The following is a 23,036-nucleotide window of genomic DNA, read 5'->3' on the forward strand; positions in this document are numbered from 1 at the left end:
GGTCTTGGGGAGAAAATGGGGCCCAAAGAAAAGGGCGAGTCCGAAGACTCGCCCCAAGTTAGCGACCGCGTCGGCGGTCGGACGTTTCCTTGGCTTAGCGGAACAGGCTGAGGATCGACGAGGTCGAGGAGTTGGCGATCGACAGTGCCTGGATGCCCAGCTGCTGCTTGGTCTGCAGCGACTGCAGCTTGGCGCTTTCCTTGGCCAGGTCGGCGTCCACCAGGTTGCCGACGCCGGCGTCCAGGCTGTCCTGCAGCTTGCCGACGAAGGTCAGGTGGGTGTCGAGACCGGTCGAGGACGTACCCAGCGAGGCCAGCTTGTTGGTGGCGGTGCCGATGGCCTTGTCGATCGTGGCGATCATCGTCTTGGCCGAGCTGGCCGAGGCGAAGGTCGAGGTCGCCGTCGAGCTCAGGCCGAGACCGGCCAGACCCAGGGTCTGAGCCTTCACGGTGAAGCCCGAGCCATCGGTGTTGGCCAGGAAGGTCATCTGCGTGGCCTTGCCGTCGGCCAGGCTGACGCCGTTGAACTTGGCGTTGTCGGCGGCCTTCTGGACCTGTTCACGCAGCGAGTCGAAGTCCGACTTCAGCGCGTTGAACGAAGCGGTGTTCAGCGAGGTGTCGGAAGCGGCCAGGGCCTTTTCCTTCATCTTGCCAAGCAGGTCGGTGATGGTGTCGCCGGCGGCCAGGGCCACGTCGATGGTCGACTGGCCGCGTTGCAGCGAGTCCTTCACCGAGTTCAGGGACGACGACGAGGCCATCTGAGTCTTGGACATGGCCCAGATCGCGCCGTTGTCCTTGGCGTTACCGACCTTCTTGCCGGTGTTGATGCGTTGCTGGACGACGCCCAGTTCGGCGTTCGTCGAGTTCAGGTTCTGCAGGGCGATCAGCGCGCCCGAGTTCGTGTTGATGCTGTTCAGCGCCATGACGAAACAACTCCTATTCGAGGTGTTCCGGCGTCATTTTGACAACCGGCGGGCATTTTGCCCGCGGCCACACTACGCCGTACGCTCTTTCAATATTATTGATGAATCAGATCCAACGATTGAATCAAGGACCCACTTTCTTAAGAAACGCAACTCGCGCGTTAGGACTCATTACTGGATTTCGGAAAGTGTCCCAAATTGGCACACAGTTTATAGACTTTAACCTCACCCACCGAACCCGAACTAGACTCTGGAAATCGGCATTCAAAGAAAAAGGGCGAGTCCGGAGACTCGCCCTTTCGACGACCTTTAAGTCGACGAAGTCCGGCTTAGCGGAACAGGCTGAGGATCGACGAGGTCGAGGAGTTCGCGATCGACAGGGCCTGGATGCCCAGCTGCTGCTTGGTCTGCAGCGATTGCAGCTTGGCGCTTTCCTTGGCCAGGTCGGCGTCCACCAGGTTGCCGACGCCGGCGTCCAGGCTGTCCTGCAGCTTGCCGACGAAGGTCAGGTGGGTGTCGAGGCCGGTCGAGGCCGTGCCCAGCGAGGCCAGCTTGTTGGTGGCGGTGCCGATGGCCTTGTCGATCGTGGCGATCATCGTCTTGGCCGAGCTGGCCGAGGCGAAGGTCGAGGTCGCCGTCGAGCTCAGGCCGAGACCAGCCAGACCCAGGGTCTGGGCCTTCACGGTGAAGCCCGAACCGTCCGAGTTGGCCAGGAAGGTCATCTTGGAGGCCTTGCCGTCGGCCAGGCTGACGCCGTTGAACTTGGCGTTGTCGGCGGCCTTCTGGACCTGTTCACGCAGCGAGTCGAAGTCCGACTTCAGGGCGTTGAACGAGGCGGTGTTCAGCGAGGTGTCGGAAGCGGCCAGGGCCTTTTCCTTCATCTTGCCGAGCAGGTCGGTGATGGTGTCGCCGGCGGCCAGGGCCACGTCGATGGTCGACTGGCCGCGTTGCAGCGAGTTCCTTCACCGAGTTCAGCGACGACGAGGTCGACGACTGGGTCTTGGCCATGGCCCAGATCGCGCCGTTGTCCTTGGCGGAACCAACCTTCTTGCCGGTGTTGATGCGTTGCTGGACGGAGCCCAGTTCGGCGTTCGTCGAGTTCAGGTTCTGCAGGGCGATCAGCGCGCCCGAGTTCGTGTTGATGCTGTTCAGCGCCATGACGAAACAACTCCTATTCGAGGTATTCCGGCGTCATTTTGACGACCGGTAGGCATTTTGCCCAACACGACCCTCGCACAACGAGCTTACAGCTTCGTTTAATTTTCAATATTCTATGATTAACAAATCAAACTATGTTATTTACCATTAACACGCGTTGAGAGATGAACTCGATCAATTCCAATCAATATAATGTATCAAAATGATACACCTTAAATTATCTCAGCCAGAACTTAACCACCCCAGCCCCCAGGCCGACAACCCTCAGCGGCCGACAAGGTAGAAACGGCGCGAGCGATAGTGCTTGGCGATCGCCCGGATGGTCACGATGAAGACGAAACCTCTCCAGAGATCGGCGAAAAGACCGTTGCGGCGACGCATGACGAGACTCCCTGTTTTCAGGTTCAACGAAAGAAGGGGCCGACCGGCTCCCCGGGAGGGGAAAGGAGCCGGCCGGCCCCTCGCGGCCGGTCCCTGACGATGTGACCGGCTAAAGGCCGGGGCTTAGGATCAGCCGTGCAGCTTGATCGCCGTTTCGGCGATGCGGCGACCTTGATAGCGAGCGCCGGTCAGCTCGTTCTCGCTGGGCTGACGCGAGCCGTCGCCGCCGGCGATGGTGGTGGCGCCGTAGGGGCTGCCGCCGGTGATTTCATCCAGGGTCATCTGGCCGGCGTGGCCATAGTCCATGCCCACGATCGTCGTGCCGAAGTGCAGCAGGTTGGTGATGATCGAGAACAGCGTCGTTTCCTGGCCGCCGTGCTGGGTGGCGGTCGAGGTGAAGGCGCCGGCCACCTTGCCGTGCAGGGCGCCGCGGGCCCACAGGCCGCCGGCCTGGTCGAAGAACGCCGCGACCTGCGAGGCCATGCGGCCGAAACGGGTCGGCGCGCCGACGATGATCGCGTCGTAGGCGGCCAGATCCTCGACCGAGGCGACCGGGGCCTCTTGATCCAGCTTGAAGTGGGCGCCCTTGGCGATGTCCAGCGGCACGGTTTCGGGCACGCGCTTGATATCGACGGTCGCGCCGGCTTCGCGCGCGCCCTCGGCGACGGCCTTGGCCATCGTCTCCAGGTGACCGTAGGACGAATAATAGAGAACCAGAACCTTGGCCATGACGGCGAACCCTCGGTGTCTTGTTTGACGGAAGCGTCATGCCCCGTCGTCGGCGTGTGTTTTGGCGCCGCTTGAGTTTGCGAAACAGTCGAATAAAATCGTCCATTATGTTCGAAATTTTCGATTGATACGCTCATGACCACCGAGCCAGGCGCGCCCACTCTGGACCAGCTGTCCGTCTTCCTGGCCGTGGTCGAGGCCGGCAGCTTCGCGGGCGCGGCCCGGCGGATGAACCGGGCCAACTCCGTGGTCAGCTATGCGATCGCCAATCTTGAGGCGCAGCTGGGCCTGACGCTGTTCGACCGCGACGCGGCCAAGACGCCGGTGCTGACCGAGGCCGGCCGGGTGGTGCTGGCCCAGGCCCGGGTGATCGCGGGTGACGTCGCCTCGCTGCGCGCCCAGGCCAAGGGCCTGATCCAGGGACTGGAGGCCGAGGTCAACCTGGTGCTGGACGTCATGCTGCCCACCGCCCGCGTGGTCGACGCCCTGCGGGCCTTTCGCGAGGCGTTTCCGACCGTGACCCTGCGCCTCTATGTCGAGGGCCTGGGCGCGGTGACCCAGATGGTGCTTGATCGTCAAGCCACGGTAGGCGTCGCCGGACCGCTGGACGTCGTCAACGGCGGCGACGCGCTGGAGACCATCGCCGTGGGTTCGACCCTGCTGATCCCGGTCGCCGCCCCGGATCACCCGCTGGCCCGGAGCCGCAACCCGCCCGGCGCGGCGCGCGGTCACACCCAGCTCGTCCTGACCGACCGTTCCAGGCTGACCGAGGGCCGCGACTTCGCCGTCGGCAGCGTCCACACCTGGCGACTGGCCGACCTGGGCGCCAAGCACCTGCTGCTGAAGGAGGGCTTCGGCTGGGGCAACATGCCCGAGCCGATGGTTCGCGAGGATATCGCCGCCGGCCGCCTCACACGCCTCGACATGCCTGACCTGAGCGACGCGGTCTACGCGTTGCACGCCATCTATCGCAGCGACACCCCGCCCGGTCCGGCCACGGCCTTTCTCATCGAACGGTTCCGCGGCCAGGCCAATTGAGCCGCCCGCCGCGCTTTGGCCAGACCGATGGCCTGAACACCCTTGCCGAAGCGGCGCGGGGCGGCTGTAGTCTCGCGCGCCCAGAGGAACACCCGATGCAGACTCCCTATGTCGCCGCCGCCGACCGCTACGCGGCCATGCCCTATCGCCGCACCGGCCGCAGCGGCCTGGACCTGCCGGCGATCTCGCTGGGCCTCTGGCAGAACTTCGGCGGGGCCGACGTGTTCGAGACCGGCCGCGCCATTCTGCGCCGGGCCTTCGATCTGGGAGTCACCCACTTCGACCTCGCCAACAATTACGGCCCGCCCTACGGCTCGGCGGAGGAGAACTTCGGCAAGGTGCTGGGGAGCGACTTCAAGGCCTACCGCGACGAACTGGTCATCTCGACCAAGGCCGGCTGGGACATGTGGCCCGGCCCCTATGGCGGGATCGGCGGATCGCGGAAGTACCTGATCGCCAGCTGCGACCAGAGCCTCAAGCGCATGGGCGTCGACTATGTCGACATCTTCTACTCGCACCGCGTTGATCCCACGACGCCGCTGGAGGAGACCATGGGCGCGCTGGCCCACCTGCACCGGCAGGGCAAGGCGCTGTACGTCGGGATCTCGTCCTACTCGCCCGAGCTCACCCGCAAGGCCCACGCGATCCTGAAGAGCGAGGGCGTGCCGCTGCTGATCCACCAGCCGTCCTATTCGATGGTCAATCGCTGGATCGAGGACGCGCTGCTGGACACCCTGGACGACCTCGGCGTCGGCTGCATCGCCTTCTCGCCGCTGGCGCAAGGGCTGCTGACCAGCAAGTACCTGAACGGCGTGCCGACGGACTCGCGGGCGGCCAGGGACGGCTCGTTCGGCGGGCATCTGCTGACCCAGGACAATCTGGATCGCATCAAGGCCCTGAACGCGATCGCCCAAGGTCGTGGCCAGACCCTGGCCCAGATGGCGATCGCCTGGACCCTGCGCGATCCGCGCGTCACCTCAGCCCTGATCGGCGCCCGCACCGTCGCCCAGCTGGAGGATTCCCTGGCGGCGCTGAAGGCCGTCACCTTCTCGGCCGAGGAGCTGGCGCAGATCGACCGCCATGCCTCCGAAGGCGGCGTCGACCTGTGGAAAGTGTCGTCGACCCTGGCAGACGGCGATCTGCCGCGTCGCTGACAGCCAAGGTTTAATGTTCCGGCGCTTGGCCGACCTGTCGCGTTTGCATATGGTTCTCGGTGATGGATAAGGGCGCTCACACCCTGCCTGACCGGGCCGACGGCCTGGAACGCCTCACCGAGCGTGAGCGCGAATGCCTTCGACTCGTCGATCGCCACATGAGCTCCAAGGAGATCGCCCGCGAACTGGGCCTCTCCAAGCACACGGTCGACTGGCACCTGGACAAGGCCCGCAAGCGCCTGGGCGCGGCCGACCGCTACGACGCCGCGCGCCGCGTCTTCGATCGAGCGTATCAGGGGGCGACCCCCCTCCGATCGCGTCAGGGTCCGACGCGTCCCGGCTAGGCGAACATCCTTCCTCGCGGTCTGCTGACCTCATCGAGGAAGGAGTTCCCAGTGAACGAGTTGACCCCCCATCAGAAGGACGCGATCGGCCGAGCCACGCATCTGCGCCAGGAAGTGAAGAGCTTCGAGCACGCGTGGCCCCTGCTGAATTCGGCCGAGGCCCTGCCACCGATCACGTGGAGCCAGCTCGAGCGCCAGTTGCAGAGCCTGTCGGTGACTCCGGCCGGCGCTTCGATGGTGCACGACCTGGTGGAAGCCACCCGCAAGCAGGCTTCGTTCAAGCCCAGCGAGCTGGTGATGCGGGAGATCCTGTGTATCGCCAGCGCGGTGATGGACGAGACGTTCCTGTCGGACTTGTCCTCTTCGGACTCGGAGGAGGACGGCCCAATCATCTGAGCCTGCCCCTGCGATTGGCCTTCATCGCCGCCGTGATGATCGTGACCGCGTTCGCGTTCGGCTCGATCCTGGCGGGGCTCCACGCGCTGCAAGGCCTGTTTCCGTAAGATCTCCGCCTCCGGGGAGCCGGGGCGTCCCTTTCACTCCTATCGTCACATCAGCAACGCGCCGGGCATCCCTTGGCGCGAGGAGACTTCTCATGCTCAAGCAACGCCGTCTGGCCGCCGAGACCGTGGCCGAAGCTCTGTTCGCCGCCGAAAAGGCCATCGACGCCGCGATCACCCGCACCGCCGCCCTGGCCGGGCTGATGCCGACCACCCGCCAGGACGCCAACCTCTCCGCCCTGATCGGTCAAGACGCCCTGATGTCGGCCATCAACACCATGCAGGCCCTGGGCGCGGCCCGCGAGAGCATCGTGGTCACCCATAAGCACCTGTCGGTCGCCCAGCACGACATCGGCCTTTCGGCCGTGTCGTTCGGCGAACCTGTCGTCAAGCCGGCCGGCATGGTCGAGGCCACGCCCGGCGGCCGCCTGACCGTCGCCGCCTGATCCGCTTAGATCAACGACAGCGCGACCCTCGCCGTCCCGAACGGCGAGGGTCGTTGCAATCCTGGAGAATGGCGCCACCCTGACGCGATGTCACCGCTCAGCTATCTCTACCAATGGGCCAGTCTCGCCGCGCTGCTGATCGCGGCCGGCGTGGCCCTGTGGCGCGGCGGCTGGCCCGAGCGTCTGGGCGGTGTGGCCATGATCCTGGCCTGGTTCGCCACCGGCCTGTTCTACAATAACCTACAGCGGTTCGGCCCGCAGACCGCGGTATTCGTGGTCGACGCGACCCTGATGGCGGTGCTGCTGTTCATCGCCCTGCGATCGGATCGCTGGTGGCCTATGTGGGCCTGCGGCTTTCACGGCCTGACGCTGATCCTGGTTCTCGCCAACCTGGCCGATCACAAGCTCTCCAATCGCGCCGGCTATATCGCGGGCGGCGGCGTCTTCAGCTACCTGACCATGGCGGCGCTGTTCTGCGGCGCGCTGCCGCGCCGACGCCCGGCGTCGTCCCCTGAAGCGCTCGCTCCCTGAAGCGTCGCCCCATGACGCCGCGTCAACGCTGACAGCGCTTCGAACGCCTGTTTCACTCCTCGCAACGACAGGAGGAAACCATGGGCGAAGCCTATATCGTGGCGGCCGCGCGGACGGCCGGCGGGCGCAAGGGCGGCAAGGTCTCGGGCTGGCATCCGGCCGATCTGGCCGGAACGGTGCTGGACGCCCTGGTCGCGCGCAGCGGCGCCGATCCGGCCCTGATCGAGGACGTGATCCTGGGCTGCGTCGGCCAGGTCGGCGAGCAGGCCATCAACATCGCTCGCAACGCAGTCCTGGCCTCCAGCCTGCCCGAGAGCGTGCCGGCCACCTCGGTCGACCGCCAGTGCGGCTCCTCGCAACAAGCCATCCACTTCGCCGCCGCCACCGTCATGTCGGGCGCCATGGACGTGGTCATCGCCGCCGGTGTCGAGAGCATGAGCCGGGTGCCGATGGGGCTGTCCTCGGCCCTGCCCTACAAGAACGGCTTCGGGACCTATATGAGCCCGCGCATCCAGGACCGGTATCCAGGCATCCAGTTCAGCCAGTTCGCCGGCGCCGAGATGCTCGCCAGGAAGTACGACCTGTCGCGGGACGAACTGGACGCCTACGCGCTCGAAAGCCACCAGCGGGCCATGGCCGCCACCAAGGGCGGCAAGTTCGCCGCCGAGATCGTGCCGATCGAGGTCACGCTGCCGGACGGCGCGACCGAGACCCACGCGGCCGACGAAGGCATTCGATGGGACGCCTCCCTTGAATCGATCGGGTCGGTGAAGCTGCTGACCGAGGACGGCCGCCTGACCGCCGCCACCTCCAGCCAGATCTGCGACGGGGCGGCCGGAGTGATGATCGTCAACGAGCGGGGCTTGAAAGCTCTGGGCGCCACGCCGCTGGCGCGGATCCACAGCATGACCGTGATCGGCCACGATCCGGTGATCATGCTGGAGGCTCCGATCCCGGCCACCCAGAAGGCCCTGGACCGCGCCGGGTTGAAGATCGGCGACATCGACCTCTACGAGGTCAACGAGGCCTTCGCCTCGGTGCCGACCGCCTGGCTGAAGGTCGTCGGCGGCGATCCGGACAGGCTTAACGTCCACGGCGGCGCTATCGCCCTGGGACATCCGCTGGGCGGTTCCGGCGCCAAGCTGATGACCACTCTGGTCCACGCCCTTCGGGACCGCGGCGCCCGCTACGGGCTGCAGACCATGTGCGAGGGCGGCGGACTGGCCAACGTGACGATCATCGAGCGACTGTAGTTGAACCCTCCCTCTTCAAGAGGGAGGAACCGCTCTTCTTATCGTCTTACGGCAAATTAACTCAGCGACCAGAGGTTTGTCGGCTAGAAGGCCGTCGGGCTCAATTGTTGCTGGGGAAATGTTCGTGCTTAACGGGATCAATGGGCGCCGCCCGACGCTGAGCGCGCTGGTCTTGGTCCTGGGCGTGAGCGCGATCGCTCTGGCCGGATGCGGGAAGAAGCCGGAGAAGAAGACGCGGGCCGCGCCGAGCGCTTCGGCCACCGTCAGCGTCGCCACCGTGGTCAGCCAACCGATCGCGCGCCAGATCAACGCCACGGGCACGATCTCGCCGTGGGAAGAGGTGCCGGTCGGCGCCGAGACCGGCGGCCTGACCGCCGTCGCCGTCAACGCCGAGGAAGGCCAGACCGTCAAGGCCGGCCAGGTTCTCGTGCAGCTCAACAGCGCGCTGATCAGCGCCCAGCTGCGCCAGCAGGACGCCGCCGTCGCCAGCGCCAGGGCCACCCTGGCCGAGGCCAGCGCCGCCCTGAACCGCGCCAAGGAACTACAGGCCAAGGGCTATCTCAGCCAGGCGGGTCTCGACACCGCCATCGCCCGCCAAGGCACCTCGGCCGCGAACCTGGCCGCCGCAGAAGCCGCGCGGGGCGAGACCGCCGCCCGCGTGGCCCAGACCTCGATCCGCGCGCCGGTCGGCGGCCTGATCAGCCGCCGCAGCGTCACCAAGGGCCAGATCGTCACCGCCGGCTCGGAACTCTTCCGCATCGTCCGCGACAGCCGACTGGAGCTGGACGCCGACATCCCCGAGACCGACCTCGGCTCGGTCAAGGCCGGCATGTCGGCCAGGATCTACTCCGAGAAGGTCGGCGAGATGAGCGGCCGCGTCCGCATCGTCACCTCGGAAGTCAACGCCGCCACCCGCATCGGCACGGCGCGCATCGCCCTGTCGTCGATGGGCGGCTTCCGTCCGGGCATGTTCGCCCGCGCCACCATCGACGCCGGCGACCAGCCGGCCCTGATCGTGCCGTCGGCCTCGGTGCTGTACCGCGAGAACCGCCCCGGCGTGTTCGTGGTCGACGCGGCCAAGAAGGTCCACTTCCGCCGCATCGCCATCGTGGCCAACACCGGCGACCGCGTCGCCGCCACCGGTCTGAACGCCGGCGAGCAGGTCGTGGTCGATGGCGCCGGCTTCCTGGGCGAGGGCGATCTCGTCCGCGTCGGCGCCGCCCCCAAGACCGCGCGCTGAGGACGACAGACCGATGCGCAACATCTCGTCCTGGGCGATCAAGAACCCGATCCCCGTCATCATGCTGTTCGCCCTGCTCTGCTTCGCCGGCATCGCCGGCTTCAAGAGCATGCGGATCAACAACAACCCGGACGTCGACCTGCCGTTCGTCGTCGTCACGGCCGTGCGCCCGGCGCCGCGCCGCAGGAACTGGAAACCCAGGTCACCCGCCTGATCGAGGACTCGATCGCGGGCCTGGGCCAGGTGCGTCACATCAACTCCACCGTCGTCGACGGCGCCTCGACCACCTTCATCGAGTTCGAGCTGGGCGTGGACCACGAGCGTGTCACCAACGACGTGCGAAACGCCATGTCCAACCTGCGCGGCTCGCTGCCCCAGGACATGCAGGAGCCGACTGTCACCCGGGTCGACGTCTCCGGCGGCGGCCTGATCACCTATGTCGTCAAGGCCCCGACCCTGACGCCCGAGCAACGCAGCTGGTTCGTCGACAACGACGTCAGCCGCGCCCTGCTGGCCATCAAGGGGGTGCGCGAGGTCAACCGCCAGGGCGGCGTCAGCCGCGAGATCGAGATCGCCCTTGATCCCGACCGCCTGGCCGCGCGCGGCGTCACCGCCGCCGCCGTCAGCCAGGCCCTGGTGTCCTCGAACGCCGACCTGCCCGGCGGCCGCGTGACCATTTCCGGCGCCGAGCGCGCCATCCGCACCCTGGGCGCGGCCGGCTCGGTCGAGCAGCTGCGCGAGACCCGCGTGCCGGTCGCGAGCGGCGGCACCGTGCGCCTGGCCGACCTCGGCCAGGTCACCGACCACTGGGCCGAACCCCGCTCGCGCGCCCGCTATGACGGCCAGGAAGTCGTGACCTTCAACATGGTTCGCGGCCGCGGCGCGTCGGAGGTGCAGACCGCCGAGAAAATCCGCAAGGCCGTCGAGAAGCTCGACCAGGATCATCCCGAGATCCAGATCGAGGAGATCACCTCGAACGTGAAGTACATCGAGGAGAGCTATGTCGCCTCGATGGAAGCCCTGATCGTCGGCGCCATCCTGGCGGTGCTGGTCGTGCTGCTGTTCCTGCGCGACTGGCGCGCCACGCTGCTGGCGGCGGTGGCCATCCCGATGTCGCTGTTCCCGACCTTCGCCGTCCTGGCGCCGCTGAACCAGTCGCTGAACGGCATCACCCTGCTGGCCCTGTCGCTGACCGTCGGCATCCTGGTCGACGACGCCATCGTCGAGATCGAAAACATCGTCCGCCACATGCGCGGCGGCAAGAGCCCCTACGCGGCGGCCATGGAGGCGGCCGACGAGATCGGCCTGGCCGTCGTGGCCACCACCTTCACCATCGTGGCGGTGTTCGCGCCGGTGGGCTTCATGCCCGGCATCATCGGCCAGTTCTTCAAGGCCTTCGCCCTGGCGGCCTGCATCTCGGTGCTGTTCTCGCTGGTGGTCGCCCGCCTGCTGACGCCGCTGATGGGCGCCTACATGCTGAAGGCCGACCACAACCACGAGGACAAGGATCCGCCGTGGATGGGTCCGTACCTGAAGAGCCTGAACTGGGGTCTGCGCAATCGTTGGAAGGTGCTCTTGATGGGCATCCCGATGTTCGCCTTCTCGATCTTCCTGGCCACCCGCCTGCCGTTCGAGTTCCAGCCCCAGGTCGATCGCGGGCGCGCCGAGTTCTCGGTCGAGCTGCCGCCCGGCGCCACGCTGGACGAGACCGACGCCATCGTGCAGCGCGTGACCCGCGAACTGCTGGCTCGCAAGGAAGTGGTCAGCGTCTACGCCGCGATCGGCAGCAACAGCGCCGTCAACAAGGCCGACTTGACCGCCGACCTGACCGACAAGAAGGAACGCATCAGCCAGAAGGTGTTCAGCCGCCAGATGGTCGACCAGTTCGCCGCCATCCCCGGCGCGCGGATCGGCTCGGGCAGCAACAACGGCGGCGGCCCGTCGAACGGCGGCAGCTACACGCTCAGCCTGGTCAGCGACAACGGTCCTGCCCTTGAGGCCGCGGCTCGCAAGGTCGAGGCCGAGATGCGCGGCGTCCCCGGCCTGGCCCACGTGGTCAACACCGCCTCGATCGCCCGTCCCGAGATCGTCGTCACGCCCAAGCCCGATCAGGCGGCCCGCGCCGGCGTCTCGGCCGGAGCGATCTCCCAGGCCGTGCGCGTCGCCACCATCGGCGACGTCGAGCAGAACCTGCCCAAGTACAATCTGGGCGACCGCCAGGTGCCGATCCGCCTGCGCCTCAGCGAGACCGCGCGCGAGGACATCGCCGTCCTGCAGACTTTGCAGGTCCCCTCGGCCAATGGTCCCGTGCCGCTGAACGCGGTGGCCGACGTGCGCTTCGGCGCCGGCCCCTCGCAGGTCGACCGTCGCGACCGCGCCCGCGTGGCCACCATCACCGCCGAGCTGGACGGCATCGTCATCGGCGAGGCCGCCAAGCGCGTCCACGCCTTGCCGTCGGTCAAGAACCTGCCGAACGGCGTCAAGGAAGTGGCCGCCGGCGACGCCGAGTTCATCCAGGAAATGGTCACCGGCTTCCTGGGCGCGCTGATCACCGGCATCCTGCTGATGTACGTCGTGCTGGTGCTGCTGTTCCGCAGCTTCGCCCACCCGATCACCATCATGGTGGCCCTGCCCCTGGCCATCGGCGGGGCCTTCGGCCTGCTGGTGCTGGCCCACTCCAGCTTCTCGATCTCGACCCTGATCGGGATCCTGATGCTGATGGGCATCGCGGCCAAGAACTCGATCCTGCTGGTCGAGTACGCGATCATGGCCATGAAGGAACACGGCATGGACAAGCGCACGGCGATCATCGACGCCGCGCACAAGCGGGCCCGTCCGATCCTGATGACCACCGTGGCCATGGGCGCGGGCATGCTGCCCACCGCCATCGGCCTGGGGCGCCGAGGTCGAGTTCCGCGCCCCGATGGCCATCGCGGTCATCGGCGGCCTGATCACCTCGACCCTGCTCTCGCTGCTCTACATCCCGGTGGTGTTCATCCTGATGGACGGCCTAACCGTCCGCTCGAGCCGCCTGATGCGCCGCGTCTTCGGCGGCCACCACCACGTGGCGGCGAAGAAGCCGATCGCGGAGTAGCCATGCTCCCCCGCGTCGCGGGGGAGCAACAGCCCTAAGCCCTCAGCGCCTGCGCCACCACCGGCGCCAGGCGGTCGGCGATGATCCTCGCCCCGTCCGCGTTCGGATGGATCCCGTCGCGCTGCATGTAGCGCGACACGCCGATCACTCCCGTCAGGAAGTCCGGCGCGTAGAACACGCCCTGCTCGCGGGCCAGGTCCGGATAGAGCTGGGTGAAGCGACGGGCGTAGTCCACGCCCAGCAAGCCGGGCGCGCGGACACCGGCCAGCACCACGCGGATGTTCCTCGACTTCAGGTGCTGGACGATGGCCCGCAGGTTGGCCTTGGTCATGGTCGGGGCGACGCCCTGCAGCAGGTCGTTGCCGCCCAGCGCCACCACGCAGACCACGCTTTCGGCGGGCACGCGATCGACACGGGCCAGGCCGTTGGCGCTGGTGTCGCCCAGCACGCCCAGGTTCCGCACCCGCGACGGCGCGCCCATCCGCTCCAGCGCCGCCTGCAGCCGCGCGGGCATGGAGAGGTCCTGCGCCAGACCAAGGCCCGCCGTGATCGAGTCGCCGAGCACCGTCACCACCGGCAGGGGCGGCGCGGGCGCCGGCGGCGGCTTGCTCCGCGTAGCCGCCACGGCGGCGCCCGGCGTCACGAGCGCCGCGAGCCCGGCCAGCAACAGCCGGCGGTCAAAAGCGGGAGACTGGAACTTCACCATCGTCGAACCGTATCAATAGCCAGAACAGATCAAAGACCCTGCGCGTTGAACGCAGGCTGAAGAGGAAAACGTTCAATGCGGCGTCGGTTTCGCGAAATCTTGATCGTCGGCGCGGCCTTGAGCGCCCTCGCCGCCTGCGGTCAGAGCAATGGCCAGCAGAACAGCGCGATCGGCTATGGCCCTAACCCCCAACTGCCCAAGCCCAGCAAGAGCCTGATCCCGACCGTCAAGGTCTCGGACGTCGTCGGCTGGCCGGCGGGCGTCACGCCTCGCGCCCCGGCCGGCTTCCGCGTCCAGCCGTTCGCCCAAGGCCTGGACCATCCGCGCTGGCTGCTCGTCCTGCCCAATGGCGACGTGCTGGTGGCCGAGAGCAACGCTCCGCCCAAGAAGGAGCCGCCGCACGGCCTGAAGGGCTTCTTCGAGAAGATGCTGATGAAGAAAGCCGGGGCTGGCGTGCCCAGCGCCAACCGCATCACCCTGCTGCGCGACGCCGACCACGACGGCGTGGCCGAGATGAAGGTCCCGTTCCTGACCAATCTCTATTCGCCGTTCGGCATGGCCCTGGTCGGCGACACCCTTTACGTGGCCAATGCCGACGCCATCGTCGCCTTTCCCTACGCCGCCGGGGTCACCCGGATCACCGCCGCGCCGCGCAAGGTCGCCGACCTGCCGGGCGGGCCGATCAACCACCACTGGACCAAGAACATCATCGCCAGCCCGGACGGCAAGCTGCTGTACGCGACGGTCGGTTCGAACAGCAATGTCGGCGAGAACGGCATCGAGAACGAGACCGACCGCGCCGCCATCCTGCAGGTCGATCCAGCCACAGGCGAAAAGCGCGTCTTCGCCTCGGGCCTGCGCAATCCCAACGGCCTGTCCTGGAACCCGGCCAATGGCGAGCTGTGGACCGCGGTCAACGAGCGCGACGAGCTGGGCAACGACCTGGTCCCAGACTACATGACCTCGGTCCGCGAGGGCGGCTTCTACGGCTGGCCCTACAGCTACTTCGGCCGCCACGTCGACAAGCGGGTCAAGGACAAGGACCGCCGCCCCGATCTGGTCGAACGCGCCACCGTCCCCGACTACGCCCTAGGCGCCCACACGGCCTCGCTGGGCCTGACCTTCTACACCGGCAAGAGCTTCCCGGCCCACTATTGGGGCGGGACGTTCGTGGGCCAGCACGGCTCGTGGAACCGCAATCCCCAGGCCGGCTACAAGGTGATCTTTGTGCCGTTCGTCGACGGCAAGCCGGCGGGGCCGGTCGAGGACTTCCTGACCGGCTTCCTGGACGCCAATGGCAAGGCGCAGGGCCGGCCGGTCGGCGTGACGGTGGACGCCTCCGGTGCGCTGCTGGTCGCCGACGATGTCGGCAACGCGGTGTGGCGGGTCAGCCCATCGCGGTAGCCAGCTCCGCCTCCGCGCCCTTCACCATCAGCTCAAGCCCGCGCTCGAACAGCCCGGCGTGGCCGCTCGCGCGGTAATAGGCGATGGCCTCGGACAGCACCGGATAGGCCTTGGCGGCCTCGTCCAGCTGGCCCTGCTCGATAGAGCCGTCAACGGGTGTGGCCTGCTCCTCCAGCACGCAGCCGACGACATACCGGCTGATGGCGATGAACAGCTGCATGGCCTGGCCGGGCGTGAAGCCGGCGGCGACCAGAAAGGCGGCCTGGACCTCGACATTCGTCAGGTCGCCCGGATCGGCCTCGGTGCCGGCGTGGACCCGCGCGCCGTCGCGGTAGCTCAATAGCGCCGCGCGGAAGCTCCTGCCGTTGCGGCGTACGAAATCCTGCCAGGTCTCGCCTGGCCGGGGCACGCGCGCCTCGTGCGCCCGCGCCAGGATCTCGCCGTTCATAGCGCCCAGCAGGTCGCGCTTGCTCTTGAAGTGCCAGTAGAGGGCCGGCTGGCGCACGCCCAGGCGCTCGGCGATGGCGCGCGTGGACAGGGCGTCGACCCCGACCTCGTTCAGCACCTCCAGCGCCGTCTCCAGGATACGTCGGCGATCGACCTTCATGGGCTTCCTATCTAAATCATCTTGACCTCGCGGCCGATCCGGACTTTATCGTCGATAAGGAACTTTATCGATGATAAATTTTATGCCCGATCATCTTCAGCGCCGCGCCAAGCTCGCCTTTCCTCTCATCTTGGCCACCGTGATGCTGGACGCCGTCGGTATCGGCCTGGTCATGCCGATCATCCCCAGCCTGCTGCGCGAGGTCGGCCATACCGGGGATCTCGGCTGGCGGTTCGGGGCGTTCCTGGGCCTCTACGCCCTGATGCAGTTCCTTTGCGCCCCGGTGCTGGGAGCGCTCAGCGACAAGCTGGGCCGGCGGCCGGTGCTGCTGGTCTCTCTGGCGGGCGCGGCGATCGACTATGTGTTCATGGCCTTCGCGCCCTCGCTGGCCTGGCTCTTCGTCGGCCGCGCCATCGCCGGGATCACCGGGGCCAACATGGCCGTGGCCCAGGCCTATATAGCCGACATCACGCCCGAGGCGCAGCGCACCCGCCGCTTTGGCCTGTTCAGCGCCATGTTCGGGGTCGGCTTCATCCTGGGCCCGGTGATCGGCGGGTTCCTGGGCGAGGTCTGGACGCGCGCACCGTTCCTGGCGGCGGCCGCGCTGAACGGCGTCAACTTCCTGATGGCCGTCTTCATCCTGCCGGAGTCGCACAAGACCCTGGCCGAGAGTCGGGCCAGGCCGTTCGACCGCGCGGCCTTCAACCCGTTCGGCTCGCTGCGCTGGGCGACCGCCTTCCCCGCCCTGCTGCCGCTGATGGCCGCCTTCGTCCTGCTGGCGATCGTCGGCGAGGTCGGCGGTACGATCTGGGTGCTGTACGGCGAGGACAAGTTCGCCTGGGATCCGTGGACGGTCGGCTTCTCGCTGGCGGGCTTCGGCGTCTTCACCGCCCTGGCGCAGGCCTTCGTGGCCGGTCCGCTCGCCGAGCGCTTCGGCGAGCGCAAGACCCTGGCCATCGCCATCGTCTGCGACGCCTTCGCCTATGTCGCCATCGGCCTGGCGACAAAGGGCTGGATGGCGTTCGCGCTGCTGCCGTTCTTCTGCCTGGGCGGCATAGGCCACGCGGCGATCCAGTCGTTGCTGTCGGCCCAGGTCGGCGAGGACCAGCAGGGCCGCCTGCAAGGCGTGCTGGCGAGTCTGGCGAGCCTGGCCTCGGTGATCGGTCCGGTGGTCATCGCCCAGGTCTATTTCGCCAGCCGCGGCTGGTTTCCGGGCCTGGTGTGGACGGCCGGCGCGGCGATCGGCCTGCTGTGCCTGCCCATCCTCTTGAGCGGCCATCCGCCCAAGCCGGCGCGGGACAACGCATAGGGCCTTGGCGGGCGGCTCGCTTAACCGCGAGGGGCCTCGTCGAAGACGGTCCGAGCCCTGGAAACATGGTTAATCGGGCCTTTACCCCGGCGCGTTAGGGTCGCTTCATGCGCCGCCGCCTGCTCGTCTTGCTGACCCTCGCCATCGCCGGCCCGGCCCTGGCCGGCCAAGCGACGGTTCCGGCCGCGCCGAAGCCCAAGAAACCGGTAACCGTCCTCGCCGCGCCGGTCGACGCGCCCAGCTTCATCCTGCCCGCCCCGATCCCCCTGGCCTCGGGCCGGCCCGCCGGCGACACCCAACAGTGCAAGACGACCTGCTCCAAGACGCTCTACTTCTGCCAGGCGGGCGGCGACGATGACGGGTGTGGCGGACGCTGGGCCCAATGCAACGCCGCCTGCACGGCCACCTATGCGCCGGCCCGCTTCGGTCGTTAGGCTTCCGCAACGGCCGCTTGCCGCTCCGCGTAACGCCGGTACACTCCTGAACAACGATAAGTCAGGGTGGATGGAATGACGGCCAAGCTCCCCAAGGCGTGCGTCATCGGCGCGGGCTGCAGCGGTTTCACCACGATCAAGCGGCTGAAGGACTACGGCGTCCCCTACGACTGCTTCGAGATGTCCGACGAGATCGGCGGCAACTGGTACTTCAAGAACCCCAACGGGATGTCGGCCTGCTACGAGAGCCTGCATATCGACACCAGCAAGTGGCGGCTGGCGTTCGAGGACTTCCCCGTGCCGAAGGACTGGCCCGACTTCCCGCATCACGCCCAGCTGTTCCAGTACTTCAAGGACTATGTCGACCACTTCGGCCTGCGTCCGACGATCACCTTCAACACCCGCGTCGAGAAGGCGCGTCGAACCGACGACGGCCTCTGGTCGGTGACCCTGTCGACCGGCGAGACCCGGCTCTACGACGTGCTGTTCGTCTGCAACGGCCACCACTGGGATCCGCGCGTGCCGGAGTATCCGGGCGAGTTCGACGGCCCGGCCTTCCATGCCCACGCCTATAGCGACCCGTTCGATCCGGTGGACATGCGCGGCAAGAACGTCGTGGTGGTCGGCATGGGCAATTCGGCCATGGATATCGCCAGCGAGCTCTCCCAGCGGCCGATCGCGAAAAACCTGTGGGTCTCGGCCCGACGCGGGGTGTGGGTGTTCCCCCAAGTACCTGAACGGCAAGCCGGCGGATAAGAGCGCCATGCCGGCCTGGATGCCGCGCAAGCTGGGCGTGGCCCTGGCCCGATCGGTGCTGAAGAAGACCATCGGCCGGATGGAGGACTACGGCCTGCCCAAGCCCGACCACGAGCCGCTGGAGGCGCACCCCTCGGTCTCGGGCGAGTTCCTGACCCGCGCGGGCTGCGGCGACATCAAGTTCAAGCCGGCGATCAAGGCGCTGGAAGGCAAGCGCGTGCGCTTCGCCGACGACACCGTCGAGGACGTCGACGCCATCGTCTTCGCCACCGGCTACAAGATCAGCTTCCCGTTCTTCGACGATCCGGCCCTGCTGCCGGACGCCGACCACCGCTTCCCGCTGTTCAAGCGGATGATGAAGCCGGGAATCCCCAACCTCTTCTTCATGGGCCTGGCCCAGCCGCTGCCGACCCTGGTGAACTTCGCCGAGCAGCAGGCGAAGCTGGCCGCGGCCTATCTGGCGGGGAAATACGCGCCGCCCTCCGAGGCAGAAATGGTCCGGATCATGGCCAAGGACGAGGCGCGCCACACCGGCCAGTTCTACGAACTCGGCGCGACACACCATCCAGGTCGACTTCAACGTCTATTGCGCCGATCTGAAGAAGGAGATCGCCAAGGGCGAGACGCGGGCGCGGGCGGCCGGCGGAAAGCTGCCGGTGGCGGCGCTGGCGGAGATCAAGACCGAACCGCTGCTGGCCCCCACCTGATCGCTTCGCGATCGTCCGCCCCCGGAGGGGGGCGGAAGGATCCCTCTTCCCCCTCCGGGGGAGGAGCGCCGTAGGCGCGGAGGGGGCAATTGGGATACCTCTCCCACAATAGGAGCCCCCATGGCCAAGATCACCTTCGACAAGGACACCCGCGCCAAGCTGGTCGGCGGGCTGTCGGACTATCTGCGGACCGAGCTGGACCTCGAGGTGAAGGGCTTCGACGCCGAGTTCCTGCTCGACTTCATCAGCGAACGGTTGGGGCCGTACTATTACAACCAGGGCCTCCACGACGCCTCGGCGCTGTATCGCGAGAAGCTGGAGGCGATCAGCGAGGCGGTCTGGGAGATCGAGCAGCCGATCAAGCCGCTCTGACTTCCCCACGCGTCAGCATTGACGCCCCTGGCCAGCGGCGCATCCTTCCTGAACAATGATAAGTCGCCCCGCCAGGGGCGGGGACGGGAGGAAGCTTGATGACCGGCGATCCCCTGCCGATTCAACCCCGGGCGGCGCAAGGTCTTGCGTGTCGCCGCGGAGTAAGGCTGTGATCTTGACGGGGCGTCACGAACGTCCCCTTCTTAAGTCGCGGTCCATGTCCAATATCGCCTATTTTCCCAAGCCCCATGTCGATCAGCGGCCGGGCAAGCGGGAACGCACTAAGACCGCCAACCGCCAGGCGATCCTGGACGCCGCGCGCGAGGTGTTCGGCGAGTTGGGCTACGACGCCGCCACGGTGCGCGACATCATCCGTCGCACGGGTTTGGCCTCGGGCACCTTCTACAACTACTACAAGTCCAAGGAGGAGGTGTTCGACGCCCTGGCCGACGACGGCGCGCGACGCTTCCGTCCCCTCCTGCGCGCCGAGTCAGAGAAGGCCGTCGATTTCCCGTCGTTCGTGCGCGGCGCGATCCTGGCCTATTTCAACTTCGTGGCCACCGAGCAGGAAAGCTGGCGCATCAACCGTCCGCCGGGCGAGCAGATCCCGCACGCGCGTCCGTCGCCCGAGGTGACCGCCGTGTTCGACGAGGTCCGCGAAGCCTTCGCTCGGGTGCTGGAGCAGACCCACGCCCCGCCGGTCGACCTGGACTATCTGACCGCCGCCTGTATCGCCGTGGCTCGCGAGATCGGCGACAAGATGCTGGAGCGACGACCGGTCGACACCGAGGGCGCGGCGGATTTCGCGGTCAAGCTGATCCTGGGCGGGCTGCCGGCCTTGCCAAGGCTCTAGAGCCTTCCAGATAACCAGAACAACAAGAACGCAGAGAGTGGGGAAACCATGGCCTCCGACGCCGCCCAGAAGACCATCCTAAAGCTGATCCTGTCGCTGCCCAGCCCGATCCTGCGGGCCATGTCGGGCGGCGGGGTCGTCTATAAGGGCGGGCGAACCCTTGACCCCCGCTTTCAGTTCTTCGCCCACGCGGCCAAGAAGCTGCCGCCCATGACCAATCTCAGCCCCGCCGAGGCCGTGGCCGGCAGCGCCCGGGGCCTGGCCGCCGTGCAGGGCCCGCTGGAGCCGGGCGTGCGCACCGAGAGCCTGTCGGTCGAGGGCCCCAACGGCCCGATCCCGTGCCGCGCCTATCGGCCGGACGCTCAGGACGCCAGCGCGCCGCTGATCGTCTACGCCCACATGGGCGGCGGGGTGATCGGGGACCTGGAGACCTGCCACGCCTTTTGCTCGATCCTGGCGCGGATCGTCCGCACGGCGGTGATCTCGGTCGACTACCGCCTGGCCCCGGACCACAAGTTCCCCGCCGGTCTGGAAGACGTGCTGGCCGCCTATCGCTGGGCGCGCGACAACACCGCCCGCTTCGGCGCCGCCTCAGTCCCGCCGGCGATCGGCGGCGACAGCATGGGCGGCAACTTCGCCGCCATCGTCGCCCAGGAGATGGCCCGCAAGGGCGAGCCGCAGCCGGCCGCGCAGATCCTGATCTATCCCGCCGTGGACGTGGCCAGCGAGACGCCGTCCATGACCACCTATGCCGACGCCTATCCCCTGACCCGGGCGACCATGGACTGGTTCATGGGCCACTATATGAGCGCCGACGCCGACCCGGCCGACCCGCGCCTGTCGCCGGACAGGACCGCCGACCTGACGGGCCTGGCGCCCGCCGTGGTCGCCACCGCCGGCTTCGACCCGCTGGTCGACCAAGGCGAGGGTTACGCCAAGCGGCTGCAGGCGGCCGGCGTGCCGGTGCTGTACCGCTGCTACGATAGCCTGGCCCACGGGTTCACGGCCTTCACCGGCGCGATCCCGGCGGCGGACGGAGCTTGTCGCGAGATCGCGGGGCTGGTGCGGCAGGCGTTTGATCAGCGCTCATAAACGTACTCAACCTTGTCATCCCGGAAGCCTCGCAGAGGCTGTCCGGGACCCAGGGGCCAAGTCCTGTGCGGTGGCCCCTGGGTCCCGGCTCTCCGCTTCGCTGCGGCCGGGACGACAAGTCTAGTGGGCCTTGAAGAATGACCCCTCCCCCCACCATGCGCGCCCTCGTCGTCGAGGACCTGGAGCCCGACTTCGCCGGCTGCGCGGTCCGTGACGTCCCCACGCCCCAGCCCGGCCCCGGCGAGGCGCTGGTCCGCGTCCGCGCCGCCAGCGTCAACTTCCCCGACCTGCTGATGACGCGCGGCGACTACCAGTTCAAACCGCCCCTGCCCTTCACGCCCGGCCTCGACATCGCCGGCGAGGTCGCCGCCCTGGGCGAGGGCGTCACCGGTCTCAGGATCGGCGACGCCGTGGTCGGCGGCGCGCGGCTGGGCGGGTTCGCGGAATACGCGGCGCTCTCCGCGAGCGCCCTGAAGCCCAAGCCCGCGCGGCTGTCGTTCGCCGAAGCCGCCGCCTACGGCGCGGCCTATCTCACGGCCTATGTCGCCCTGGTCCGCCGCGCGCGGCTGGAGCCCGGCGAGTGGGTGCTGGTTCACGGCGCGGCCGGCGGGGTCGGCCTGGCGGCGGTGGACCTGGCCAAGGCGCTGGGGGCGCGGGTCATCGCCGCCTCGGCCTCGGACGACAAGCTGGAGACGGTGCGGGCCCTCTACGCCCCCGACGCGGTCGTCAACGTCACCGGCGGGTTCCGCGAGCGGGTGAAAGAGATCACCGGCGGCCGGGGGGCTGACGTGATCTACGATCCCGTGGGCGGCGACGTGTTCGACGAGAGCGTCCGCTGCATCGCCTTCGACGGGCGGCTGCTGGTCATCGGCTTCACCTCGGGCCGGATTCCGAACGTTTCGGTCAACATGCCGCTGATCAAGGGCTTCTCGGTCATGGGCGTACGGGCCGGAGAGTACGGTCGCCAGTTTCCCGAAAAGGGCCGCGAAAACGCCGAGGCGATCTGGACCATGGCGGACGAGGGCGTCATACGTCCCCACGTCCACGCCGAATTGCCTCTGGATCGCTGGCGGGGGGCCTTCGATCTGCTGGCAGAGCGCAAGGTGGTTGGGAAAGCGGTGATCGCGCCGTGATGCTTGCCCCCTCCGCGCTTCGCGCTCCTCCCCCGGAGGGGAAGAGGGACGCAGGCCCGGAGGGGGCAAGGATATTAAGTCCCTGAACCGACTCAGGTTGACATCCCTCGCCCGTTCTTTTATCCACCGCCCCTCACTCGCGGGGACCTGGTCACCGCGTTCAACCTATTTGCATTTCGGAGCCACGTCGTGAAGCGCACCTTCCAGCCGTCGAAGCTCGTGCGCGCCCGCCGTCACGGCTACCGCGCGCGTATGGCCACCAAGAACGGCCAAAAGGTCGTCGCGCGTCGCCGCGCCAAGGGCCGCAAGCGCCTGACCGCCTAATTTCCCTTCCTCCCTCGGGAGGTAAGACGATGACCAAAGCCGCCTTTTCCACAGACCTGGTTTCAGGTTCTCGCCGGAAAGGCGGCTTTTTCATGGCTGAACTCAAGTTCGCCCCCCTTCGCTTCGAGCGGCTGCGCAAGCGCCCTGACTTCCTGTTGGCGGCCAAGGCCCCGGCCCTGTCGCGCGGCGCCGTCTTCATCCAGATGCGCAGGCGCCCCGACGACGATCCGGTCGTTCGGGTCGGCTTCACGGCCACCAAGAAGATCGGCGGGGCCGTCGATCGCAACCGCGCCAAGCGCCGCCTCCGCGAGGCCGCCCGGCTGGTCCTGCCCCTTCATGCGCGCCCTTCGCACGACTATGTGTTCATCGCGCGCGGAGGAACCACGACGCGCGAATGGGGGCGTTTGCTTGACGATGTCAAAACCGCGCTGATAAGCCTCGCCGCCGAGCATGATCGCGCGGAGGCCAGAGTCTCCAAGCCATCGTCCGGCGAACCCGCCGTCGCCGTTTCTTCCCAACAACCCGATCTCAGAGTTTCCGGTTAAGCGC

The 23,036-nt window shown here is 67.5% G+C and carries 20 protein-coding genes and 4 pseudogenes; 19 read left to right on the plus strand and 5 right to left on the minus strand.

Features of this window, described 5'->3' with window-relative positions:
• Positions 1-94: 94 nt before the first annotated feature.
• The 3 genes and pseudogenes from ACHMW8_RS02755 to wrbA form a co-directional block, all read right to left on the minus strand.
• Positions 95-922 (minus strand): flagellin, encoded by an 828-nt coding sequence (locus tag ACHMW8_RS02755; protein ID WP_395444677.1) that lies wholly within the window; start codon positions 920-922, stop codon positions 95-97.
• A 329-nt stretch (positions 923-1,251) separates the two neighbouring features.
• A pseudogene (locus ACHMW8_RS02760) lies at positions 1,252-2,080 on the minus strand (flagellin).
• A 510-nt stretch (positions 2,081-2,590) separates the two neighbouring features.
• Positions 2,591-3,190 carry an NAD(P)H:quinone oxidoreductase gene (gene wrbA / locus ACHMW8_RS02765; RefSeq protein ID WP_395444678.1) on the minus strand — a complete coding sequence of 200 codons (600 nt, stop codon included), beginning with the start codon at positions 3,188-3,190 and terminating at the stop codon, positions 2,591-2,593.
• Between the two features lie 135 nt (positions 3,191-3,325).
• On the opposite strand from wrbA, the gene ACHMW8_RS02770 reads away from it, so the two are divergent.
• From ACHMW8_RS02770 to ACHMW8_RS02810, 9 genes and pseudogenes are all read left to right on the plus strand, one after another.
• Positions 3,326-4,228: a LysR family transcriptional regulator gene (locus ACHMW8_RS02770; RefSeq protein ID WP_395444679.1), complete on the plus strand. Its 903-nt coding sequence runs from the start codon at positions 3,326-3,328 to the stop codon at positions 4,226-4,228.
• 95 nt (positions 4,229-4,323) lie between these two features.
• Positions 4,324-5,382, plus strand: a complete 1,059-nt coding sequence (gene mgrA, locus ACHMW8_RS02775) for an L-glyceraldehyde 3-phosphate reductase (RefSeq protein ID WP_395444680.1) — start codon at positions 4,324-4,326, stop codon at positions 5,380-5,382.
• 62 nt (positions 5,383-5,444) lie between these two features.
• Positions 5,445-5,726 carry a helix-turn-helix transcriptional regulator gene (locus ACHMW8_RS02780; RefSeq protein WP_395444681.1) on the plus strand — a complete coding sequence of 94 codons (282 nt, stop codon included), beginning with the start codon at positions 5,445-5,447 and terminating at the stop codon, positions 5,724-5,726.
• Positions 5,727-5,777: 51 nt separating this feature from the next.
• A complete protein-coding gene (locus ACHMW8_RS02785) occupies positions 5,778-6,122 on the plus strand; it encodes a hypothetical protein (RefSeq protein WP_370450178.1) in 345 nt (114 codons plus the stop codon).
• A 199-nt stretch (positions 6,123-6,321) separates the two neighbouring features.
• Positions 6,322-6,672, plus strand: coding sequence for a hypothetical protein (locus ACHMW8_RS02790; protein ID WP_125155479.1), 351 nt, complete (start codon positions 6,322-6,324; stop codon positions 6,670-6,672).
• Positions 6,673-6,759: 87 nt separating this feature from the next.
• Positions 6,760-7,203, plus strand: a complete 444-nt coding sequence (locus tag ACHMW8_RS02795) for a hypothetical protein (protein ID WP_125155478.1) — start codon at positions 6,760-6,762, stop codon at positions 7,201-7,203.
• An 80-nt stretch (positions 7,204-7,283) separates the two neighbouring features.
• Complete coding sequence (locus ACHMW8_RS02800; RefSeq protein ID WP_395444682.1) at positions 7,284-8,456, plus strand: acetyl-CoA C-acetyltransferase; 1,173 nt, start codon at positions 7,284-7,286, stop codon at positions 8,454-8,456.
• 118 nt (positions 8,457-8,574) lie between these two features.
• Complete coding sequence (locus ACHMW8_RS02805; protein ID WP_395444683.1) at positions 8,575-9,696, plus strand: efflux RND transporter periplasmic adaptor subunit; 1,122 nt, start codon at positions 8,575-8,577, stop codon at positions 9,694-9,696.
• A 13-nt stretch (positions 9,697-9,709) separates the two neighbouring features.
• A pseudogene (locus ACHMW8_RS02810) lies at positions 9,710-12,790 on the plus strand (efflux RND transporter permease subunit).
• Between the two features lie 34 nt (positions 12,791-12,824).
• Here ACHMW8_RS02810 and ACHMW8_RS02815 read toward each other — a convergent pair.
• Positions 12,825-13,496 carry an arylesterase gene (locus ACHMW8_RS02815; protein ID WP_125155474.1) on the minus strand — a complete coding sequence of 224 codons (672 nt, stop codon included), beginning with the start codon at positions 13,494-13,496 and terminating at the stop codon, positions 12,825-12,827.
• A 75-nt stretch (positions 13,497-13,571) separates the two neighbouring features.
• On the opposite strand from ACHMW8_RS02815, the gene ACHMW8_RS02820 reads away from it, so the two are divergent.
• Entirely contained in the window at positions 13,572-14,900 is a 1,329-nt protein-coding gene (locus ACHMW8_RS02820) for a sorbosone dehydrogenase family protein (RefSeq protein ID WP_125155473.1), read from the plus strand.
• Here ACHMW8_RS02820 and ACHMW8_RS02825 read toward each other — a convergent pair.
• Positions 14,884-15,507, minus strand: a complete 624-nt coding sequence (locus tag ACHMW8_RS02825) for a TetR/AcrR family transcriptional regulator C-terminal domain-containing protein (protein ID WP_395444684.1) — start codon at positions 15,505-15,507, stop codon at positions 14,884-14,886. The genes ACHMW8_RS02820 and ACHMW8_RS02825 overlap by 17 nt on opposite strands.
• A gap of 82 nt (positions 15,508-15,589) precedes the next feature.
• Here ACHMW8_RS02825 and tet point away from each other — a divergent pair, with 82 nt between their 5' ends.
• The 9 genes and pseudogenes from tet (at position 15,590) to rnpA (ending at position 23,032) form a co-directional block, all read left to right on the plus strand.
• Positions 15,590-16,816 carry a Tet(A)/Tet(B)/Tet(C) family tetracycline efflux MFS transporter gene (gene tet / locus ACHMW8_RS02830; RefSeq protein ID WP_395444685.1) on the plus strand — a complete coding sequence of 409 codons (1,227 nt, stop codon included), beginning with the start codon at positions 15,590-15,592 and terminating at the stop codon, positions 16,814-16,816.
• Positions 16,817-16,923: 107 nt separating this feature from the next.
• The gene (locus ACHMW8_RS02835) at positions 16,924-17,250 is read left to right on the plus strand and encodes a hypothetical protein (protein ID WP_395444686.1); all 327 of its coding nucleotides are present in this window, start codon (positions 16,924-16,926) and stop codon (positions 17,248-17,250) included.
• A gap of 75 nt (positions 17,251-17,325) precedes the next feature.
• Positions 17,326-18,713 (plus strand): annotated as a pseudogene (locus ACHMW8_RS02840) (flavin-containing monooxygenase).
• Between the two features lie 120 nt (positions 18,714-18,833).
• The gene (locus ACHMW8_RS02845) at positions 18,834-19,085 is read left to right on the plus strand and encodes a DUF2164 domain-containing protein (protein WP_125155468.1); all 252 of its coding nucleotides are present in this window, start codon (positions 18,834-18,836) and stop codon (positions 19,083-19,085) included.
• Between the two features lie 217 nt (positions 19,086-19,302).
• Positions 19,303-19,938, plus strand: coding sequence for a TetR/AcrR family transcriptional regulator (locus ACHMW8_RS02850; protein WP_125155467.1), 636 nt, complete (start codon positions 19,303-19,305; stop codon positions 19,936-19,938).
• A 33-nt stretch (positions 19,939-19,971) separates the two neighbouring features.
• Positions 19,972-21,030, plus strand: a pseudogene (locus ACHMW8_RS02855) (alpha/beta hydrolase); the annotation flags it as partial.
• 137 nt (positions 21,031-21,167) lie between these two features.
• The gene (locus ACHMW8_RS02860; RefSeq protein WP_395444687.1) at positions 21,168-22,163 is read left to right on the plus strand and encodes an NADPH:quinone oxidoreductase family protein; all 996 of its coding nucleotides are present in this window, start codon (positions 21,168-21,170) and stop codon (positions 22,161-22,163) included.
• A 189-nt stretch (positions 22,164-22,352) separates the two neighbouring features.
• Positions 22,353-22,487 carry a 50S ribosomal protein L34 gene (gene rpmH, locus ACHMW8_RS02865; protein WP_004622337.1) on the plus strand — a complete coding sequence of 45 codons (135 nt, stop codon included), beginning with the start codon at positions 22,353-22,355 and terminating at the stop codon, positions 22,485-22,487.
• 92 nt (positions 22,488-22,579) lie between these two features.
• Positions 22,580-23,032, plus strand: a complete 453-nt coding sequence (gene rnpA / locus ACHMW8_RS02870; RefSeq protein ID WP_395445879.1) for a ribonuclease P protein component — start codon at positions 22,580-22,582, stop codon at positions 23,030-23,032.
• Positions 23,033-23,036 lie beyond the last annotated feature (4 nt).

Source organism: Caulobacter sp. UC70_42 (assembly GCF_044056025.1).
In the GTDB taxonomy this organism is placed as follows: Bacteria; Pseudomonadota; Alphaproteobacteria; order Caulobacterales; family Caulobacteraceae; genus Caulobacter.

What these genes read in the sequence shown, in the direction of transcription:
- ACHMW8_RS02755 (WP_395444677.1), bottom strand. Translation starts at nt 922, where the DNA reads ATGGCGCTGAACAGCATCAACACGAACTCGGGCGCGCTGATCGCCCTG.
- wrbA (WP_395444678.1), bottom strand. Translation starts at nt 3,190, where the DNA reads ATGGCCAAGGTTCTGGTTCTCTATTATTCGTCCTACGGTCACCTGGAG.
- ACHMW8_RS02770 (WP_395444679.1), top strand. Translation starts at nt 3,326, where the DNA reads ATGACCACCGAGCCAGGCGCGCCCACTCTGGACCAGCTGTCCGTCTTC.
- mgrA (WP_395444680.1), top strand. Translation starts at nt 4,324, where the DNA reads ATGCAGACTCCCTATGTCGCCGCCGCCGACCGCTACGCGGCCATGCCC.
- ACHMW8_RS02780 (WP_395444681.1), top strand. Translation starts at nt 5,445, where the DNA reads ATGGATAAGGGCGCTCACACCCTGCCTGACCGGGCCGACGGCCTGGAA.
- ACHMW8_RS02790 (WP_125155479.1), top strand. Translation starts at nt 6,322, where the DNA reads ATGCTCAAGCAACGCCGTCTGGCCGCCGAGACCGTGGCCGAAGCTCTG.
- ACHMW8_RS02795 (WP_125155478.1), top strand. Translation starts at nt 6,760, where the DNA reads ATGTCACCGCTCAGCTATCTCTACCAATGGGCCAGTCTCGCCGCGCTG.
- ACHMW8_RS02800 (WP_395444682.1), top strand. Translation starts at nt 7,284, where the DNA reads ATGGGCGAAGCCTATATCGTGGCGGCCGCGCGGACGGCCGGCGGGCGC.
- ACHMW8_RS02805 (WP_395444683.1), top strand. Translation starts at nt 8,575, where the DNA reads ATGTTCGTGCTTAACGGGATCAATGGGCGCCGCCCGACGCTGAGCGCG.
- ACHMW8_RS02815 (WP_125155474.1), bottom strand. Translation starts at nt 13,496, where the DNA reads ATGGTGAAGTTCCAGTCTCCCGCTTTTGACCGCCGGCTGTTGCTGGCC.
- ACHMW8_RS02820 (WP_125155473.1), top strand. Translation starts at nt 13,572, where the DNA reads ATGCGGCGTCGGTTTCGCGAAATCTTGATCGTCGGCGCGGCCTTGAGC.
- ACHMW8_RS02825 (WP_395444684.1), bottom strand. Translation starts at nt 15,507, where the DNA reads ATGAAGGTCGATCGCCGACGTATCCTGGAGACGGCGCTGGAGGTGCTG.
- tet (WP_395444685.1), top strand. Translation starts at nt 15,590, where the DNA reads ATGCCCGATCATCTTCAGCGCCGCGCCAAGCTCGCCTTTCCTCTCATC.
- ACHMW8_RS02835 (WP_395444686.1), top strand. Translation starts at nt 16,924, where the DNA reads ATGCGCCGCCGCCTGCTCGTCTTGCTGACCCTCGCCATCGCCGGCCCG.
- ACHMW8_RS02845 (WP_125155468.1), top strand. Translation starts at nt 18,834, where the DNA reads ATGGCCAAGATCACCTTCGACAAGGACACCCGCGCCAAGCTGGTCGGC.
- ACHMW8_RS02850 (WP_125155467.1), top strand. Translation starts at nt 19,303, where the DNA reads ATGTCCAATATCGCCTATTTTCCCAAGCCCCATGTCGATCAGCGGCCG.
- ACHMW8_RS02860 (WP_395444687.1), top strand. Translation starts at nt 21,168, where the DNA reads ATGACCCCTCCCCCCACCATGCGCGCCCTCGTCGTCGAGGACCTGGAG.
- rnpA (WP_395445879.1), top strand. Translation starts at nt 22,580, where the DNA reads ATGGCTGAACTCAAGTTCGCCCCCCTTCGCTTCGAGCGGCTGCGCAAG.